Consider the following 15,967-nt stretch of genomic DNA (forward strand, 5'->3'; position numbering starts at 1 on the left):
CGGGCCAAGCCCCGCATTTTTGCGCTCCGACACTGGACCAATGGCCGACAAGCGCCTATCACCGCAGCCCGAACGGGACCGCAACGAGAGGGGCGCCAGGCATGTCGCGCTATTCACCCGCCGAGATCGAGAAACGTTGGCGAGAGGCGTGGGAGGAGGCCGGGATTTTCCGCGCCCGCCGCGACGAAAGCCGCCCGAAATACTATGTGCTGGAGATGTTCCCCTATCCCTCGGGGCGCATCCACATGGGCCATGTGCGCAATTACACGATGGGCGACGTGGTGGCCCGCTACAAGATCGCGGGCGGGCACAACGTGCTGCACCCGATGGGCTGGGACGCCTTCGGGATGCCCGCCGAGAATGCCGCGATGGCCAGCGGCGGCCACCCCAGGGACTGGACCTACGGCAACATCGCCACCATGCGCGAGCAGATGAAGCCGCTGGGCCTCAGCATCGACTGGAGCCGCGTGTTTGCCACCTGCGACCCCGAATATTACGGCCAGCAGCAGGCGCTGTTCCTGGATTTCCTGGAAAAGGGCCTCGTCTATCGCAAGAACGCGGTGGTGAACTGGGACCCTGTGGACATGACCGTGCTCGCCAACGAGCAGGTGGAGAACGGGCGCGGCTGGCGCTCGGGGGCCGAGGTGGAGCGGCGCGAACTGACGCAATGGTTCTTCCGCATCTCGGATTTCGCGGGCGAATTGCTGGAGGCGCTCGACCGGCTCGACGACTGGCCCGCCAAGGTGCGCACGATGCAGGAAAACTGGATCGGGCGGTCGCGGGGCATCGAGATCCCGTTCCAGCGCACCGGTGGCGGCGATCCGATCCTGTGCTACTCGACCCGCCCGGACACCATGCGCGGCGCGAGCTTCATCGCCATCTCGCCCGAGCATCCGGTTTCGCGCGCGCTGGCCGGGAGCAACCCGGAACTGGCCGCGTTCATTGCCGAGACGCGCAAGATGGACACCACCGAAGCGGCGATGGAAAAGGCCGAGAAGAAGGGGATCGACACCGGCATCACGGTGCGCCACCCGGTCTGGTCCGATCGTGAATTGCCGGTCTGGGTCGGCAATTTCGTCATGATGGATTACGGCACGGGCGCGGTGTTCGGCTGTCCGGCGCATGACCAGCGCGATCTGGATTTCGCGCGCAAATATGGACTGGACGTGCGCAACGCATTCTACATGCCGGGCGACGAGCGCGAGGTCGAAACCGAGGCGCTGGTGCCCGCCAAGTCCGAGAAGGTGGTCTATATCGACCATTTCGCGGGCGTGGGCGAGGCGACCAGCCAGGAGGGGATCGACGCCACCATCGACTGGTTCGAGGCGCAGGGTCTGGGCACCGCGCAGGTCAAGTACCGCCTGCGCGACTGGGGCCTCAGCCGTCAACGCTACTGGGGCTGCCCGATCCCGGTGGTGCATTGCGACGCCTGCGGCGTGGTGCCGGAAAGGAAAGAGAACCTGCCCGTGCAACTGCCCTATGACGAGGGCGGCACGCCGATTGACTTTTCCATCCCCGGCAACCCGCTCGACCGGCACCCGACATGGGCGAAATGCGCCTGCCCCGCCTGCGGCGCACCCGCGCGGCGCGAGACCGACACGATGGATACGTTTGTTGATTCGAGCTGGTATTACGCCCGTTTCACCGCACCCCGTGCGACGACGCCCACCGACATGGCCGAGGCGGAATACTGGATGAACGTGGATCAGTATATCGGCGGCATCGAGCACGCGATCCTGCATCTGCTCTATTCCCGCTTCTTCGCCCGGGCGATGAAGATTTGCGGGCACCTCCCCGAGAAGGCGATCGAGCCGTTCGATGCGCTGTTCACGCAGGGCATGGTGACGCACGAGATTTATCAAGATTTGGACAATAGCAGTCCGGGTGCTCAAGGAGACGAGCCGCTGACTGCTCAGCCGTTGAGAACGGAATTCCTTTTCCCAGAAGATGTAATTGAGTTCACGGATTCTTTTGGGGAGAAGAAAGCCATCAAGCGTTCGGTTGTTGTCGCCAACTGTGGAGAGTCAGCAGATGTGAGGCAATTGGAAAGCCTCTGGCTGATGGAGGACGAGGCCGGGAGGCGCGTCCAAATCATCCCCTCCGCCAAGATGTCGAAATCCAAGAAGAACGTGGTCGATCCCTCGACCATCATCGCGCAATACGGGGCCGATACCGCGCGCTGGTTCGTGCTCAGCGACAGCCCGCCCGAGCGCGACGTGGAATGGACCGCCTCGGGTGCCGAGGCCGCGCATCGCCACCTCGCCCGCGTCTGGCGGCTGGCCGCCGAGATCGCGGAAACGCCCAAGGAGCCCGCCCCCGAAGCCGATACCGCGCTCCTGCGGGAGATGCACAAGACCATCGACGAGGTCACCAAGGGCCTCGAATCCTTTGGCTTCAACGCCGCCATCGCGCGGCTTTATGCCTTCACCGCGACGCTGGCGAAATCGGCGGCGGGACAGGCGGCGAAGCGGCAGGCCGCGCGCACGCTGGCGCAGCTCATGGCGCCAATGACGCCGCATCTGGCCGAGGATGTCTGGGCGATGCTGGGCGGTGAGGGGCTTGTCGCCACCGCCGCCTGGCCCGAGGCCGACCCGGCCATGCTGATCGACGACACCGTGACGCTGCCGATCCAGATCAACGGCAAGCGGCGCGCCGAGATCGCGGTGCCGCGCGACATGGCGAAATCCGAGGTTGAAAAGGCGGCGCTGGCGCATGATGCTGTGCAAAGGGCGCTGGAGGGGGCCGCGCCCAGAAAGATCATCGTCGTCCCCGGACGGATCGTGAATGTCGTCATCTGACCGCCGCCTGTTCCTGCTCTCGGGCTTCGCCGTGCTGGCGGGCTGCGGCTTTGCGCCGGTTTACGGGCCGGGCGGCGGCGGCGATGCGCTGATGGGGCAGGTCCGCGTTACCGCGCCCGACAACCGGGCGGGCTTTCTGCTGACCCGCGAGATCGAGACGCGGCTGGGGCGGCCCGCATCACCCCGCTACGAGCTGCGCCCGGCGATCGACCTGCGGGAGGATGACATCGCCATCGACCGCCGCGATGTCGCGGCGCGGGCCAACCTTATCGGGCGGGTGCGCTACACGCTCACCGACCTGCACACGGACGAGGTGGTGGACAGGGGCGAAGTCACGAATTTCACTGGATATTCCACCTTCGGTACGCCGGTCGCCACACAGGCCGCCGAGCGCGACGCCGAGGTGCGGCTGATGCAGATGCTCGCCGATCAGATGCTCACCCGCCTTGCCGCCGCGGCGTCTGACCTGTCAGGATGAAGCTCGGCACGCGCGAGGCCGCCCGCTATTTCGCCCGGCCCGAGCCGCAGCGCACGGGGCTGCTGATTTACGGCCCCGATGCCATGCGGGTGGCGCTCAAACGGCAGGAGATGATCGCCGCGCTTCTGGGGCCCGGAGCCGAGGAGGAGATGCGCCTGAGCCGCCTCGCCGCCGCCGATCTGCGCAAGGACCGCGCCGCGCTCGGCGATGCGGTCAAAGCGCAGGGCTTCTTTCCGGGGCCGCGCGCGGTGCTGGTGGAGGACGCGAATGACAGCGTGGCCGAGCCGGTGCTCGCCGCGCTCGCCGACTGGGCCGAGGGCGATGCGCAGATCGTCGTTACCGCCGGGCAGCTCAAGGCCACGTCGAGGCTGCGCAAGGCGTTCGAGGCGCATAAAAACGCCTATGCCGTCGGCATTTATGACGATCCGCCCTCGCGCGAGGAGATCGAGGCCGAACTCACCCGCGCCGGGCTGCGCGACATTCCCGGCCCGGTGATGGCCGATCTCGCAGCACTCGCCGGCGCGCTCGACCCCGGCGATTTCCGGCAGACGATGGAGAAGCTGGCGCTCTACAAGATCGGCGACGACAGCCCGCTTTCGGCACAGGATATAGCGGCCTGCGCCCCCGCCTCGACCGAGGCCGATCTCGACGACATCCTCGACGTGGTGGCCGAGGGCCACGCCGGGGATATCGGCCCGGTGCTGCGGCGATTGAAGGCGCAGGGGGTGCAGCCGGTGGGGCTGTGCATCGGGGCGGCACGGCATTTCCGCGCGCTCTACACCGCCGCCGCCGATCCCGGCGGGGCCGCGAAGGGCATCGCCCGCCTGCGCCCGCCGGTCTTCGGGCCCCGCCGCGACCGGATGCAGCGGCAGGCGCAGAACTGGGGCGCGGCAAGGCTGGAACAGGCGCTGTCGATCCTCACCGAGACCGACCTGACGCTGCGCTCGGCGGGGCAGCGGGCACCCGACATGGCGCTGGTGGAGCGGGCGCTCATCCGGCTGGCGATGCTGGCGGCGCGGTGAGCGGGCGGGCGGTGGGGTGAACCCCACCCTACGGGGCGCGCGAATCAGGGTTAACGCGTTGGAATGGCGAGAAATATCGGGGCGGTATCGCGTCGGTATCCTGTCGGTATTGCGTCGGTGCGGATGTGGGCCGGGGCGGGGTTAACGGGGCGCGCGCTGGACTTGGGGCGACGGGCGGGGCAGGGTTCGGGGTGACGGTGGATGTGTCGGATATCAGGGACCGGGACAGCCTGAAGGCTTGGCAGATCACCATCATCTGGGACGGTCTCGACGAGGCGCGCGAAGAGTTGGAGCGGGACGCGCCGGACAAGGGCGTGTTGCGCGGCATAGCGGAGCGGATGCTGGCGGCGCTGAACGCGGTTGTCGCCTATTGCGGCAAGGTCGGGGATGCGGTGGTGATGTCGGCGGCCAAGGTCGGCGGTGGCGCCGTTGGCACCGCTGTGCTCGACCATGTGGCGAACAATGGCCGCCTGATGCAGTTCGCCAAGGACTTGCTTGCCTATGGCCTTGGCGGGTGACGGGCGTGGTGGGTTGGCCCCCACCCTGCAGCGGAGCCTTTTGACCACGAGAGGACGTTGGGTGAGCCGCGCCGGTGCCAGCATCCGAACGGCAGGTACAGGCCAAACCCGCCCTTCCTGACTGGACCCTCATTTCCCCGGTATGGCGTTGCCACCGCCCCTCCATTGCGCGATGGTGCCGCGACGAGGGATCGAGCGGGGCACCACCATGTATGACGTCATCGGATCGCGGGCGAGCCGGGCCTTCCGGGTGCTGTGGCTGCTGGAAGAGATGGGGATCGAGTACAATCACCTGCCGGTCGCGCCGCGCTCGAAGGAGGCGCTGGAGGTGAACCCCACGGGCAAGATCCCGGCGCTGCGCGACGGCGAGACGGTGCTGACCGATTCCACCGCGATCATGACCTTTCTCGCTGACCGGCACGGGCAGTTGACCCATGCCCCCGGCAGCCACGAGCGCGCCGCGCAGGACGCGCTCACGCATCGCATCCTCGACGAGGTGGACGCGCTCTTGTGGACGGCGGCGCGGCATTCCTTCGTGCTGCCCGAGGCGCATCGGGTGGCGGCGGTCAAGGACTCGCTCAAGTGGGAATACGAGCGCAACATCAGGCGGCTGGAAGAGGCGCTCGCCGGACCGTTCGTGCAGGGCGAGACCATGACAATCGCCGATATCCTGCTGGGGCATTGCCTGATCTGGGCGGGCAAGGCCGGGTTTCCCGCACCGCCCGCGCGGCTGGCGGCCTATCTTGAGGCGGTCACGGCACGCCCGGCCTTTCAGCGCGCAGCCGCCCTGCCCTGAGCATATCGCGCGGCGTGGCGGCCGGCCCAGAGCCCGGTGGCGAGGCAGGCGGTCAGCAGGTAGCCGCCGGTGGGGGCCTCCCAGTCGAGCATCTCGCCGGCGGCGAAGGTGCCGGGGCGGGCGCGCAGCATGAGGCCCGCGTCGAGCGCGTCGAGGCGCAGGCCGCCGGCGGTGGAGATCGCCTCGTCCATCGGGCGGGGGCCGAGGAGCGGCACGGGAAGCGCCTTGAGTGCCGCGGGCAGGTCGGGGGCGTCGCGGGCAAATTCCATCGCGAGCGTGAGTTTCGCGGGGTCGAGGCGCAGCGCCTTGCGCAGCCGGTTTTTCAGGCTGTCGCGGGGGCGCGCGCGGGCCAGCCGGGTGGCAACATCCCCGGGCGACAGGTCCGGCGCGAGGTCGAGCGTGAGGGGCGCGCCGTCGCGCAGGGCACTGCTCACCTCGTAGACGCCGCCGCCCTCCAGCCCGGTGGCGGAGATCACGCATTCGCCGCGCGAGCGTGCCGCACCGGCCTGCAATTCGATGCCCTTGACCGGGCGGCCGAAATGCGGGGCCATGTGCGGCGACCAGTCCACCAGAAAGCCCATGTTGGCGGGGCGGAACGGGGCGAGGTCGGCGGGATCGAAGGCGCCGCTCCAGGCCCCGTCCGAGCCGAGCCGCGCCCAGCTTGCGCCGCCGCAGGCGAGCACGGTGACGGCGGGGCGCAGGCGTTGCGGCCCGTCGGGGGTGTCAAAGCATACGGCGTCGCCCGCCCACCCGGTCCAGCGCCAGCGGGTGCGGAGATCGACACGCAGGCCGCGCAACTCGGCCAGCACGCTGCGCAGGAGCGGCGATGCCTTCATCGCGCGGGGAAAGACGCGGCCGGTGGAGCCGGTGAAAAGCGTCTGCCCGTGCTCTTGCGCCCAACCCTGCACCGCGTCCGGCCCGAACGCTTCGAGCATCGGGCGCAGGTGGTCGGCGCGGGGGCCATAGGCCGCGAGGAAATCCTCGAACGGCTCGTCCTTTGTCAGGTTCAGCCCCGATTTCCCGGCCATCAGGAGCTTGCGCCCCGCCGAGGGCCTGCCCTCCGCCAGCGTCACGCGCAGCCCGGCGCGGGCCATCTCGCGCGCCGCCATCAGCCCTGCGGGTCCGGCCCCGATGACCAGCGCTTCCATCACTTGCCCCTTGCCCTCGCACCACGTTGCGCCATGCTATGACCCGGAGCGCCGCGATGGATCAAGAGAAACCAACCGACCCGATCTGCCCGCTGTGCCGCCGACCGATCCCGCCGGAGGCGCGGCAGAGCCTTCACCACCTCGTGCCGAAGCTCAGGGGCGGCAAGGGCGGGCCGGTGGTGCGGCTGCACCAGATCTGCCATAACGAGATCCACGCCACGCTGACGGAAGCGGAATTGGCGCGGGCGTTCAATACCGTCGAGGCGTTACGGGCGCATCCGCGTCTGGCGAGGTTCATCGCATGGGTGCGCAAGCGCCCGCCGGGGTTTCACTCCAAGACGCCGGGGGCGCGGCGCAAGCGGTGACGTGGCTCAGAGCGCGTGCCACAGCGCCAGGGTGCCGACGAGGACGAGGCTCAGGGCCCAGAGCAGGTCGAGGTTGAACCAGCTTCGCGACAGGAATTTCAGCCCCAGCCAGCGGTATACGCCGAATGCCAGCGCCCCGCCCGCCGCCGTCATGGCGAGGGTGTGGACCAGTGCGACGATCGTGGCGGTGGCGAGCGTGCCGCGCATCAGTGTGGCGGCGGCGGCGTGGCCCGCGCCCTCCTGCGCCAGATCGCAGATGCCGAGATAGATCGGCACCAGCATCAGCCCCGCGCCGTGCGCCGTGGCCGCGAGAAACGACCACAGCACCAGCCGCGACGGCGGCACCCGCGCCAGGAACCGGGGGTGGCGCCGGTTGACCAGCAGGTAAAGCCCGAGGCCGATGACGAGGCAGGCCGCGCCGATCCGGATTTCGCGCTGCCACGTCACCAGCGAGGCCAGCGCCGAGAACGGAAACAGGATCGCGGTCATCGCCAGAAGGTGCCCGCCGGCGAGCGCCAGCAATGCCTTCCACAGGCTGCCGCGCGCGCGCTCCATCAGCGCCGCCGAGACGGCGAGCGGCCAGCCCATGCCGGGATTGATGCCGTGGTAGAGCCCCGAGGCGACGACGGCCCACCACAGGGCCGCCGTCGTGTTCAGATCCGCCATGCGTCAGAGCGGGCCGCGTTCATTCGCAATCGCGCGCCCCTCTCTTTTTCCTTGATGCCGCATGTTCGAGGGGCACAAAACCGGTTCCCACTTTTGTGCAACATGCTTCAGACGGAGGGATAGCAGAAACTGTCGGTGGAACAGTCGCCCCCCTCCAGCCGGATCTGGTGGGCGCGGTAGCCCTTGGGGAAATCGACGCAGAAATCCGGGTCGAGGGTCAGCCCGCCATTTTCGCCGACATGGGCCATCACCATCTGGCCGCCCTCGTCATCGGGGTAGAACTGATCGTCCCATGTGGAATAGAGCGAGTTGGTCCAGTAGACGCGCTTGCCGTCGCGGCTGATCTCCACCATCTGCGGGCCGTAGGCGAAATCGCTGCCATTGGGATGCGCGGTGCCGCGGGCGATGCCGCCCAGCTCGACCTTGCCGGCAAGCGTGGGGTTCATCGGGTCGGAGACATCGTATTGATGCATCTCGCCGGTGCCCCAGCAGGCGACATAGAGGTATTTGTCGTCCAGGCTGAGGTCGATATCGGTAACCAGCGGCGGCACTGCCTCGAACCCCTTGAGCAATTCGGGCAGGTCATCGGCGGCGGCGGGGCGCGGCGGGATGGTGACGGTTTTCCTGGCGTCAAACGTGCCGTCTTCCTTGCGCCACCATGTCCAGATCGAGCCTTCGAGATTGGTGGTGTCCACCACCACGCCGCAAAAACCGTAATCCCTGGACGGGTCGTGCGCGGGCCGGATCTCCAGCGCCATCTGGTGATTCTCGCCGAGGTCGATGGTCTGCACGTTGCGGCGCTCGCGCAGTTTCCAGAAATGGATCGCGTGGCCGTACTTGTTGGAGAGCAGGTCCTCGGCCACGATGCCGTTCTCGAATTGCGGCGGCAGGCCCCATTCGGAACTGACCATGTAATCGCGCGGCAGGTTCCACCAGAAATCGTAATGCTTGTCCTGCGCGCCGCGATCCATCTCGTAGCGGCCGAGGATATCGAAGGTCTCGCAATCCATGATGAAGATGCCCGGCGGGCCGTCGGTGCCGTCCGGCCCACCGCCGCCGAGGGTGCTGACATAGATGCCCTCGGGGCCGCAATGGATGGTGTGGGGCCGCGAATAGCCGGTCTTGGCAAACACCTCCTCGGGTTCGATGATCTTGTGAATCTTCGCCTTCAGCGGGTCCTTGACGTCGATGATGTAGATGCGGCTGGAGCGGATGCCGGGGATGATCAGGTAGCGCCGTTCGAGGAAGGCGTGGCCGGAGAGCGGCGACAGCGACGAGGAACAGGCGTTCCAGCCGAAATGGTGAAACTCGTCGCCAATGTTGGGCATGATCACCTGATGGACGATCTGGCCATAGGATTTGGACTTGGGGTCCACATCCACCACGGCGAGGCCGTCGGGCTGGCTGCCGTCGGGGCTGAGCATCAGGGTGAAGGCCAGCGTCTCGGCGGGGGCCTCCATCGCCAGTTTCGGGGTGGCGTGGAACGTGGGATCGGGTCTGAGGTTCATGTGCGGTATCCTCCCTGAAAGCGCGTTTCTTGTGCAATACGTGGATTAATCCGCGCATCTTTCAGCCTCTCACGAATCTCCGCGTGCGACAAATCCTTTGACGGAGTCCGCCAAACGCAAACGGCCCCGCGCAAGGCGGGGCCGTCCGTGTGCAAGTGCGGCGTCGTGGCTTACTTGTCGCCCTTGAGCGCCGCGCCCAGGATGTCGCCCAGCGACGCGCCCGAGTCGGACGAGCCGAACTGCTGGACGGCCTCTTTCTCCTCGGCGATCTCGCGCGCCTTGATCGACAGGCCCAGACGGCGGGTCTTGCTGTCGATATTGGTGACGCGGGCATCGACCTTGTCGCCGACCGAGAACCGCTCGGGGCGCTGCTCGGAGCGGTCGCGGCTGAGGTCCGAGCGGCGGATGAAGCTCTTCATGCCCTCGTATTCCACCTCGATACCGCCATCCTCGATCGCCGTCACGGTGACGGTGACGATCGAGCCGCGCTTGACGCCGCCCACGGCCTCGGAGAACTTGTCGCCGCCCAGCGCCTTGATCGACAGCGAGATACGCTCTTTCTCGACATCCACGTCAGAGACGACCGCCTGCACGACATCGCCCTTCTTGTAGCTCTGGATCGCATCCTCGCCACGCTCGTCCCAGCTCAGGTCGCTGAGGTGAACCATGCCGTCGATATCGCCTTCCATGCCGACGAAGAGGCCGAATTCGGTGATGTTCTTGACCTCGCCCTCGACCTCGGTGCCCGGCGGGTATTGCTCGGCGAACACTTCCCACGGGTTGCGCATGGTCTGCTTGAGCCCGAGGCTGACGCGGCGCTTGGCCGGGTCGATTTCCAGCACCATGACCTCGACCTCCTGGCTTGTGGAGACGATCTTGCCGGGGTGCACGTTCTTCTTGGTCCAGGACATTTCCGAGACGTGGACCAGCCCCTCGACCCCCGGCTCCAGCTCCACGAAGGCGCCGTAATCGGTGATGTTGGTGACGCGGCCGGTGTGGGTCGAGCCGAGCGGATACTTGGCCGACACCAGATCCCACGGATCCTCCTGCAACTGCTTCATGCCGAGGCTGATGCGGTGGGTCTCCTTGTTGATCTTGATGACCTGGACCTTGACGGTCTCGCCGATCGACAGGATCTCCGACGGGTGGTTGACCCGGCGCCAGGCCATGTCGGTGACGTGCAAGAGGCCATCGACACCGCCGAGATCGACGAAGGCGCCGTATTCGGTGATGTTCTTGACCACGCCGTCAACCGCCTGCCCCTCGGTGAGGTTGGCGATGACCTCGGCGCGCTGTTCGGCGCGGCTCTCTTCCAGGATGGCGCGGCGCGACACGACGATATTGCCGCGGCGGCGATCCATCTTGAGGATCTGGAACGGCTGCTTGAGGCCCATCAGCGGGCCGGCGTCGCGCACCGGGCGCACATCGACCTGAGAGCCGGGCAGGAACGCCACGGCACCGCCCAGATCGACGGTAAAGCCACCCTTGACGCGGCCAAAGATCGCGCCCTCGACGCGCTCTTCGTCGGCATAGGCCTTTTCGAGACGGTCCCAGGCCGCTTCGCGGCGGGCCATCTCGTGGCTGATCACGGCTTCGCCGCGGGCGTTCTCGGCGGCGCGGAGGTAGACTTCGACCTCGTCGCCGACACTGATGTCGGGCTGCTCGCCGGGATTCGCGAATTCCTTGAGATCGACGCGGCCTTCCATCTTGTAGCCGACGTCGATGATGGCCTGTCCCGCCTCGATGGCGATGACCTTGCCCTTGACGACAGAGCCCTCGTCGGGGGTGTCCATTTCGAGGTTTTCGTTAAGGAGGGCCTCGAATTCCTCCATCGATGCGTTCTGAGCCATGTGGCGTGTGTGTCCTTTACAACTGCATTTTCCGGCCGCGCGGTTGTCTCCGCCGGTCTTTGGGTGATGTCCACCTGCGGTGGAACGGGGTTCGTTGGTCAGGCGGGCCGCAAAACAAAGAGGGCCGGGGAAGCCGACCCTGCTCGCTCTCTTTGGTCCTGCGGCGATTCCGCCTTGTTGACAACGGGCGTCATAGCGGGCGCGGGGGCGTAAATCAAGCGGCAAGATCGCCCGTGCGCGTCAGCCCGCCCGCCGCTGCCGCCACAGGGTGAAAAGCCCCGCGCCCACGATCAGCGCCGCGCCCAGCGCCACGTTGAGGCGGATGGTCTCGGAGAAGACCGCGATGCCGATGGTGCTGGCGAACACCAGTTGCAGGTAGGCGAAGGGCTGCACCGCGCTCGCCTCGGCGACCTCGTAGCACTTGATGAGCGTGTAATGCCCCGCCGCCCCGGTGATGCAGAGCGCCCCCATCCATGCCCAGTCGGGGCCGGTCATCGGCTCCCAGAACCACGCGCCGACCGCCGTCATCGCGACCGCCCCCACGGTGCCGGTCCAGAAGAACGAGGTGGCCGCATTGTCGAGCCTTGCCACGAACCGCGTGAGCAGCCCGTAGAGCGCGAACATCAGCGCCGCGATGAAGGGAATGATCGCGGCGGGCTGGAACACACCGAATCCCGGCTCCAGGATGATGACCACCCCGACAAAGCCCACGGCGATGGCCACCCAGCGCCGCCAGCCCACGCGCTCGCCCAGCACCGGGCCCGACAGCGCGGCGATGAGCAGCGGGTAGGCGGCAAAGACCGCGTGGCTCTCGACCAGTCCCAGCAGCGTGAAGCCGTAGATCATCACGCAGATTTCGGCCACCAGCAGCAGCGCGCGAAAGCCCTGCATCAGCGGCTGCGCGGTGCCGGCGGCGGCCAGCAGCCCGCCGGCCTTGCGCGCCGCCACGGTCATCACGAAGGCGGCGAAGAACCAGTAGCGGATCATCACGACCATGAACACGTTGTATTCCCCCGCGAGATGCCGCGAAATGCCGTCCTGCACCGCGAAGATGAAGGTGGTGAGCACCATCATCCAGATGCCGAGGCGGGTGTTCTGATCGGTCATGACGTGTCCAGTATTGCGCGGGTCATGTGGCGCTTGCGCCCGTATCCCGGCATACGGCTGACAGAAAATCCCGCCGCCTCCAAGCCCCGCCGCACGAACCCGGCGGCGGTGTAGGTGGCCGCCGTGCCGCGCGGCGCGGTGTGGCGCGCCACCTCGTTCATGAGATCGGGTTGCCACATCTCGGGGTTCCTGGCGGGTGAAAACCCGTCGAGAAACCAGGCATTTGCCTTGTTCGGCCAAGCCTTTAGCGTCTCGCGCGCATCGCCCGTGACAAGCGTGAAGTCGAGATCGGGCAGCGCGATCCGCTGCGCGCCCCCCGTCCAGTGCGGGCCCAGTTCGGCGGCGAGTGGTGCGAGATCGGCAAACCGGGATTGCGCGCGGCGCATATCATGCGGGGCCATCGGGTACGCCTCGAACGAGGTGTAGACGAGCCGCCCCGCGATGCCCGCCGTCCGCCAGGCATCGAGCGCGGCCAGCAGGTTGAGCCCGGTGCCGAAGCCAAGCTCGGCGATATGGACCCCGTCGCGGAACCGCCCCGGCAGGTCGTTACCCGCGAGAAAGACGTGCCGCGTCTCCGCCAGCCCGTCTTCCAGGCTGAAATACGGATCGTTGAACCGCGCCGAGACCGGCACATCACCGTCGCGCCAGTCGATCCCGGCCTGCTGGTCCTGCATGGATCCATCCTCTAGAACGCCGGGCAGGATGCCGGGGCGCGGGGAGATGTGCAATGACCGATGTGACGGTGATGGGGGCGGGGATATTCGGGCTGTCGGTGGCGTGGGTCTGCGCCCGGCGCGGGGCGTGGGTGCGGGTGATCGACCCGAACGGTCCCGGCGCGGGGGCGTCGGGCGGGATCGTCGGCGCGCTGGCCCCGCATGTGCCGGAGACCTGGAACGACAAGAAGGCGTTTCAGTTCGAAAGCCTGATCATGGCCGAGGGGTTCTGGGACGGGGTGGCGCAGGCGGGCGGCGGCGCGCCGGGCTATGCGCGGCTGGGCCGGATACAGCCGGTGATGGACGCGGCCGGGCTGGCGCTGGCCCGCGCGCGGGAAGAGAGCGCGGCGGCGCTGTGGCAGGGCAAGGCCGCGTGGCGGGTGGAGTCGGCAGGCGGCGCGTGGTGCCCCGAGAGCCCCACCGGTCACGTCATCCGCGACACGCTGAGCGCGCGGCTGCATCCGCGCCGCGCCTGCGCGGCGCTGGTGGCGGCGCTGCGTAGCAATGGCGCCGAGGTGCTGCGCGAGGGCCGCGCCGGGGGCCGCGTGGTCTGGGCCACGGGGGTGGCCGGGCTGGAGGAGTGGAGCGCGGCCACGGGCCACGCAGCGGGCAACGGCGTCAAGGGACAGGCCGCGCTGCTGGATTTCGACGCGCGCGACGCGCCGCAGATATTCGCCGGCGGCGTGCATGTCGTGCCCCATGCCGACGGCACCACCGCCATCGGATCGACCTCGGAGCGCGCCTATGACGACCCCGCCGCCACCGACGCGCAGCTCGACGACGTGATCGCGCGGGCGCGCGCCGCCCTGCCCGCGCTGGCGGGCGCGCCGGTGAGCCTGCGCTGGGCCGGGATCCGGCCCCGCGCCCGAAGCCGCGCGCCGGTGCTGGGGCCGCACCCGCTGCACGCGGGTGCGTTCATCGCCAATGGCGGGTTCAAGATCGGGTTCGGCATGGCGCCCAAGGTGGCCGAGGTGATGGCCGATTTGGTGCTCGACGGGGTCGACCGCATCCCCGCAGGGTTCCGCCCGGAGGCAGAGCGATGACCGGCCCGCGCGTCACCGGCCTCGACCACCTCGTGCTGACCGTTGCCGATGTCGCGGCGACGGTGGCGTTCTATGGCGATGTGCTGGGAATGGAGCCGCAGGTGTTTCGCGCCGCGGATGGCAGCGCGCGCCACGCGCTGCGCTTTGGCGCGCAGAAGATCAACCTGCATCAGGCCGGGGCCGAGTTCGCGCCGCACGCGGCAAGGCCGGTGCCCGGCTCCGCCGATCTGTGCTTTCTCAGCGATACGCCGCTCGAACAGTGGCAGGCGCATCTCGCCGCGCGGGGCGTTCGGGTGGAGGATGGCCCGGTGCCGCGCAGCGGGGCCGGAGGGCCGATCGTCTCGCTTTACCTGCGCGACCCGGACGGCAATCTGCTGGAAATCTCCAACCGCGCCGGGTGAGCCGCGCCGGAGGGATCCCCGAAACGACATCCCCGAAACGACAAAGGGCCCCGCGAGGCGGGGCCCTTCTGCGGCGCGGGACCAGTCCCGCCTATTCCTCGATGTTCAGGGCCGTGAAGCGCGGCTCGCCCGCGCGGCGCACCAGAAGCAGCAGCGACTTGCGCCCCGCCTCGCGTGCGCCGGCGATGCGCGCGTCGAGCTCGGGGATGCTCGTCACCTTCTGCTGGCCCGCCTCGGTGATGACGTCGCCCGCGCGCAGGCCCTTCTCGTAGGCCTCCGACAGCTCGTCCACCTCGGTGATCACCAGCCCGTTCGCATCCTCGTCCAGTTCGAGCTGCGCGCGCAGCTCGTCATCGAGCGGCTTGAGCGTGAGGCCCATCATGGACTTTTCCTGCGGTGCCTCGGGCGCGCCGCCCGGCTGTGCCACGGGGATCGAACCCTCGGCCACCTCGCGGCGGCCCAGCGTCACCTTCAGCGTCCGGGTCTGGCCGTCGCGGTAGACCACGACGCGCACGGTCTTGCCCACGGCGGTGTTGCCCACCTGCCGCACGAGACCGCGGGTATCCTCGACCTCCTTGCCGTCAAAGCTCACGATCACGTCGCCCGCCTGCATCCCGGCATCGGCGGCGGGGCCGTCCGGCACATCCGTCACCAGCGCGCCGGCCACGCTGTCAAGGCCCATCGCCTCGGCCACGTCCCCGGTCACGTCCTGGATGCGCACGCCCAGCCAGCCGCGGCGCGTCTCGCCGTATTCCTTGAGCTGATCGACGACGCGCTTGACCACGTTCGATGCCATCGAGAAGCCGATCCCGATGGAGCCGCCAGTGGGGCTGAGGATCGCGGTGTTCACGCCCACGACGTCGCCTTCCATGTTGAACAGCGGCCCGCCCGAGTTGCCCCGGTTGATCGCCGCGTCGGTCTGGATGTAGTCGTCATAGGTGCCCGAGAGCGCCCGGTTGCGGGCCGAAACGATCCCCGCCGACAGCGAAAATCCCTGGCCCAGCGGGTTGCCCATCGCCAGCACCCAATCGCCCACGCGGGCGGTGTCGCTGTCGCCGAAGCTGACGAACGGCAGCGGTTTTTCGGGGTTTACCTTCAGCAGTGCGATATCGGTCTTGGGGTCGGTGCCCACCACCGTGGCCGACAGCTTCTCGCCCGAGAAGAACTCGATGTCGATCTCGTCGGCCTTGTCGATGACGTGGTTGTTGGTGACCACGTAACCATCCTCGGAAATCACGAAACCCGAGCCCAGCGCCGAGGACCGGCGCGGCCGGTCGGTCTCGGGCATCTGCTCGCGGAAGCGCTCGAAGAAATCCTCGAAGGGCGAGCCCTCGGGCACCATCGGCATCGGCCCGGTGTCCTGCTCGACCACGGTCGAGGTGGTGATGTTGACCACGGCGGGGCTGATCTCGTCGGCAAGGTCGGCAAAGCTCTGCGGCAGCGCGCGCGCCGCGAGTGCCTGCGCCAGCAGCAAGGCCACCGTGAGCGCCATGAGCCAGACGGCCCGCACGGCCCCCGGCACGGTTTGCGTTGCGGTTTTGTTTGAAGCGGTCA

At 68.1% G+C, this 15,967-nt stretch carries 15 protein-coding genes; 8 read left to right on the forward strand and 7 right to left on the reverse strand.

The annotated features are described in order from the left end of the window. Positions 1-101 precede the first annotated feature (101 nt). The 5 genes from leuS (at position 102) to ACFFU4_RS09625 (ending at position 5,612) form a co-directional block, all read left to right on the forward strand. Positions 102-2,798 (forward strand): leucine--tRNA ligase, encoded by a 2,697-nt coding sequence (gene leuS, locus ACFFU4_RS09605; RefSeq protein ID WP_377069475.1) that lies wholly within the window; start codon positions 102-104, stop codon positions 2,796-2,798. After that, complete coding sequence (gene lptE / locus ACFFU4_RS09610) at positions 2,785-3,276, forward strand: LPS assembly lipoprotein LptE (protein ID WP_377069477.1); 492 nt, start codon at positions 2,785-2,787, stop codon at positions 3,274-3,276. The genes leuS and lptE overlap by 14 nt, the downstream gene beginning before the upstream one ends. Beyond that, positions 3,273-4,298, forward strand: coding sequence for a DNA polymerase III subunit delta (gene holA, locus ACFFU4_RS09615; RefSeq protein ID WP_377069479.1), 1,026 nt, complete (start codon positions 3,273-3,275; stop codon positions 4,296-4,298). Before lptE ends, holA begins: the two co-directional genes overlap by 4 nt. 203 nt (positions 4,299-4,501) lie before the next feature. Next, positions 4,502-4,816 carry a hypothetical protein gene (locus ACFFU4_RS09620; RefSeq protein ID WP_377069481.1) on the forward strand — a complete coding sequence of 105 codons (315 nt, stop codon included), beginning with the start codon at positions 4,502-4,504 and terminating at the stop codon, positions 4,814-4,816. A 208-nt stretch (positions 4,817-5,024) separates the two neighbouring features. Beyond that, positions 5,025-5,612, forward strand: a complete 588-nt coding sequence (locus tag ACFFU4_RS09625) for a glutathione S-transferase family protein (RefSeq protein WP_377069483.1) — start codon at positions 5,025-5,027, stop codon at positions 5,610-5,612. Here ACFFU4_RS09625 and ACFFU4_RS09630 read toward each other — a convergent pair. Further along, positions 5,588-6,763, reverse strand: coding sequence for a TIGR03862 family flavoprotein (locus tag ACFFU4_RS09630; RefSeq protein ID WP_377069485.1), 1,176 nt, complete (start codon positions 6,761-6,763; stop codon positions 5,588-5,590). The two genes, ACFFU4_RS09625 and ACFFU4_RS09630, sit on opposite strands and share 25 nt — an antisense overlap. Before the next feature lie 35 nt (positions 6,764-6,798). Here ACFFU4_RS09630 and ACFFU4_RS09635 point away from each other — a divergent pair, with 35 nt between their 5' ends. Next, positions 6,799-7,125, forward strand: coding sequence for an HNH endonuclease family protein (locus ACFFU4_RS09635; RefSeq protein ID WP_377069487.1), 327 nt, complete (start codon positions 6,799-6,801; stop codon positions 7,123-7,125). A gap of 6 nt (positions 7,126-7,131) precedes the next feature. Here ACFFU4_RS09635 and ACFFU4_RS09640 read toward each other — a convergent pair whose 3' ends face one another. The 5 genes from ACFFU4_RS09640 to mnmC2 form a co-directional block, all read right to left on the reverse strand. Continuing rightward, a complete protein-coding gene (locus tag ACFFU4_RS09640; RefSeq protein WP_377069489.1) occupies positions 7,132-7,791 on the reverse strand; it encodes a hypothetical protein in 660 nt (219 codons plus the stop codon). A gap of 107 nt (positions 7,792-7,898) precedes the next feature. Beyond that, complete coding sequence (locus ACFFU4_RS09645) at positions 7,899-9,299, reverse strand: selenium-binding protein SBP56-related protein (protein ID WP_377069491.1); 1,401 nt, start codon at positions 9,297-9,299, stop codon at positions 7,899-7,901. A gap of 170 nt (positions 9,300-9,469) precedes the next feature. Then, positions 9,470-11,149 carry a 30S ribosomal protein S1 gene (gene rpsA / locus ACFFU4_RS09650; RefSeq protein WP_377069493.1) on the reverse strand — a complete coding sequence of 560 codons (1,680 nt, stop codon included), beginning with the start codon at positions 11,147-11,149 and terminating at the stop codon, positions 9,470-9,472. 240 nt (positions 11,150-11,389) lie between these two features. After that, positions 11,390-12,256 (reverse strand): DMT family transporter, encoded by an 867-nt coding sequence (locus ACFFU4_RS09655; RefSeq protein WP_377069495.1) that lies wholly within the window; start codon positions 12,254-12,256, stop codon positions 11,390-11,392. Continuing rightward, a complete protein-coding gene (mnmC2, locus tag ACFFU4_RS09660; RefSeq protein WP_377069497.1) occupies positions 12,253-12,930 on the reverse strand; it encodes a tRNA (5-methylaminomethyl-2-thiouridine)(34)-methyltransferase MnmC2 in 678 nt (225 codons plus the stop codon). Before mnmC2 ends, ACFFU4_RS09655 begins: the two co-directional genes overlap by 4 nt. Before the next feature lie 53 nt (positions 12,931-12,983). On the opposite strand from mnmC2, the gene ACFFU4_RS09665 reads away from it, so the two are divergent. Both ACFFU4_RS09665 and ACFFU4_RS09670 read left to right on the forward strand, forming a co-directional pair. Further along, positions 12,984-14,012: an NAD(P)/FAD-dependent oxidoreductase gene (locus ACFFU4_RS09665; protein WP_377069499.1), complete on the forward strand. Its 1,029-nt coding sequence runs from the start codon at positions 12,984-12,986 to the stop codon at positions 14,010-14,012. Beyond that, positions 14,009-14,413: a VOC family protein gene (locus tag ACFFU4_RS09670; RefSeq protein WP_377069501.1), complete on the forward strand. Its 405-nt coding sequence runs from the start codon at positions 14,009-14,011 to the stop codon at positions 14,411-14,413. Before ACFFU4_RS09665 ends, ACFFU4_RS09670 begins: the two co-directional genes overlap by 4 nt. Positions 14,414-14,504: 91 nt before the next feature. Here the strand turns inward: ACFFU4_RS09670 and ACFFU4_RS09675 are convergent, their stop codons facing one another. Next, complete coding sequence (locus ACFFU4_RS09675) at positions 14,505-15,905, reverse strand: DegQ family serine endoprotease (protein WP_377069722.1); 1,401 nt, start codon at positions 15,903-15,905, stop codon at positions 14,505-14,507. Positions 15,906-15,967 lie beyond the last annotated feature (62 nt).

The sequence above is a fragment of the Roseovarius ramblicola genome, from assembly GCF_042430665.1.
Lineage (GTDB): Bacteria > Pseudomonadota > Alphaproteobacteria > Rhodobacterales > Rhodobacteraceae > Roseovarius > Roseovarius ramblicola.

What these genes read in the sequence shown, in the direction of transcription:
- leuS (WP_377069475.1), top strand. Translation starts at nt 102, where the DNA reads ATGTCGCGCTATTCACCCGCCGAGATCGAGAAACGTTGGCGAGAGGCG.
- lptE (WP_377069477.1), top strand. Translation starts at nt 2,785, where the DNA reads ATGTCGTCATCTGACCGCCGCCTGTTCCTGCTCTCGGGCTTCGCCGTG.
- holA (WP_377069479.1), top strand. Translation starts at nt 3,273, where the DNA reads ATGAAGCTCGGCACGCGCGAGGCCGCCCGCTATTTCGCCCGGCCCGAG.
- ACFFU4_RS09625 (WP_377069483.1), top strand. Translation starts at nt 5,025, where the DNA reads ATGTATGACGTCATCGGATCGCGGGCGAGCCGGGCCTTCCGGGTGCTG.
- ACFFU4_RS09635 (WP_377069487.1), top strand. Translation starts at nt 6,799, where the DNA reads ATGACCCGGAGCGCCGCGATGGATCAAGAGAAACCAACCGACCCGATC.
- ACFFU4_RS09640 (WP_377069489.1), bottom strand. Translation starts at nt 7,791, where the DNA reads ATGGCGGATCTGAACACGACGGCGGCCCTGTGGTGGGCCGTCGTCGCC.
- ACFFU4_RS09645 (WP_377069491.1), bottom strand. Translation starts at nt 9,299, where the DNA reads ATGAACCTCAGACCCGATCCCACGTTCCACGCCACCCCGAAACTGGCG.
- rpsA (WP_377069493.1), bottom strand. Translation starts at nt 11,149, where the DNA reads ATGGCTCAGAACGCATCGATGGAGGAATTCGAGGCCCTCCTTAACGAA.
- ACFFU4_RS09655 (WP_377069495.1), bottom strand. Translation starts at nt 12,256, where the DNA reads ATGACCGATCAGAACACCCGCCTCGGCATCTGGATGATGGTGCTCACC.
- mnmC2 (WP_377069497.1), bottom strand. Translation starts at nt 12,930, where the DNA reads ATGCAGGACCAGCAGGCCGGGATCGACTGGCGCGACGGTGATGTGCCG.
- ACFFU4_RS09665 (WP_377069499.1), top strand. Translation starts at nt 12,984, where the DNA reads ATGACCGATGTGACGGTGATGGGGGCGGGGATATTCGGGCTGTCGGTG.
- ACFFU4_RS09670 (WP_377069501.1), top strand. Translation starts at nt 14,009, where the DNA reads ATGACCGGCCCGCGCGTCACCGGCCTCGACCACCTCGTGCTGACCGTT.
- ACFFU4_RS09675 (WP_377069722.1), bottom strand. Translation starts at nt 15,905, where the DNA reads ATGGCGCTCACGGTGGCCTTGCTGCTGGCGCAGGCACTCGCGGCGCGC.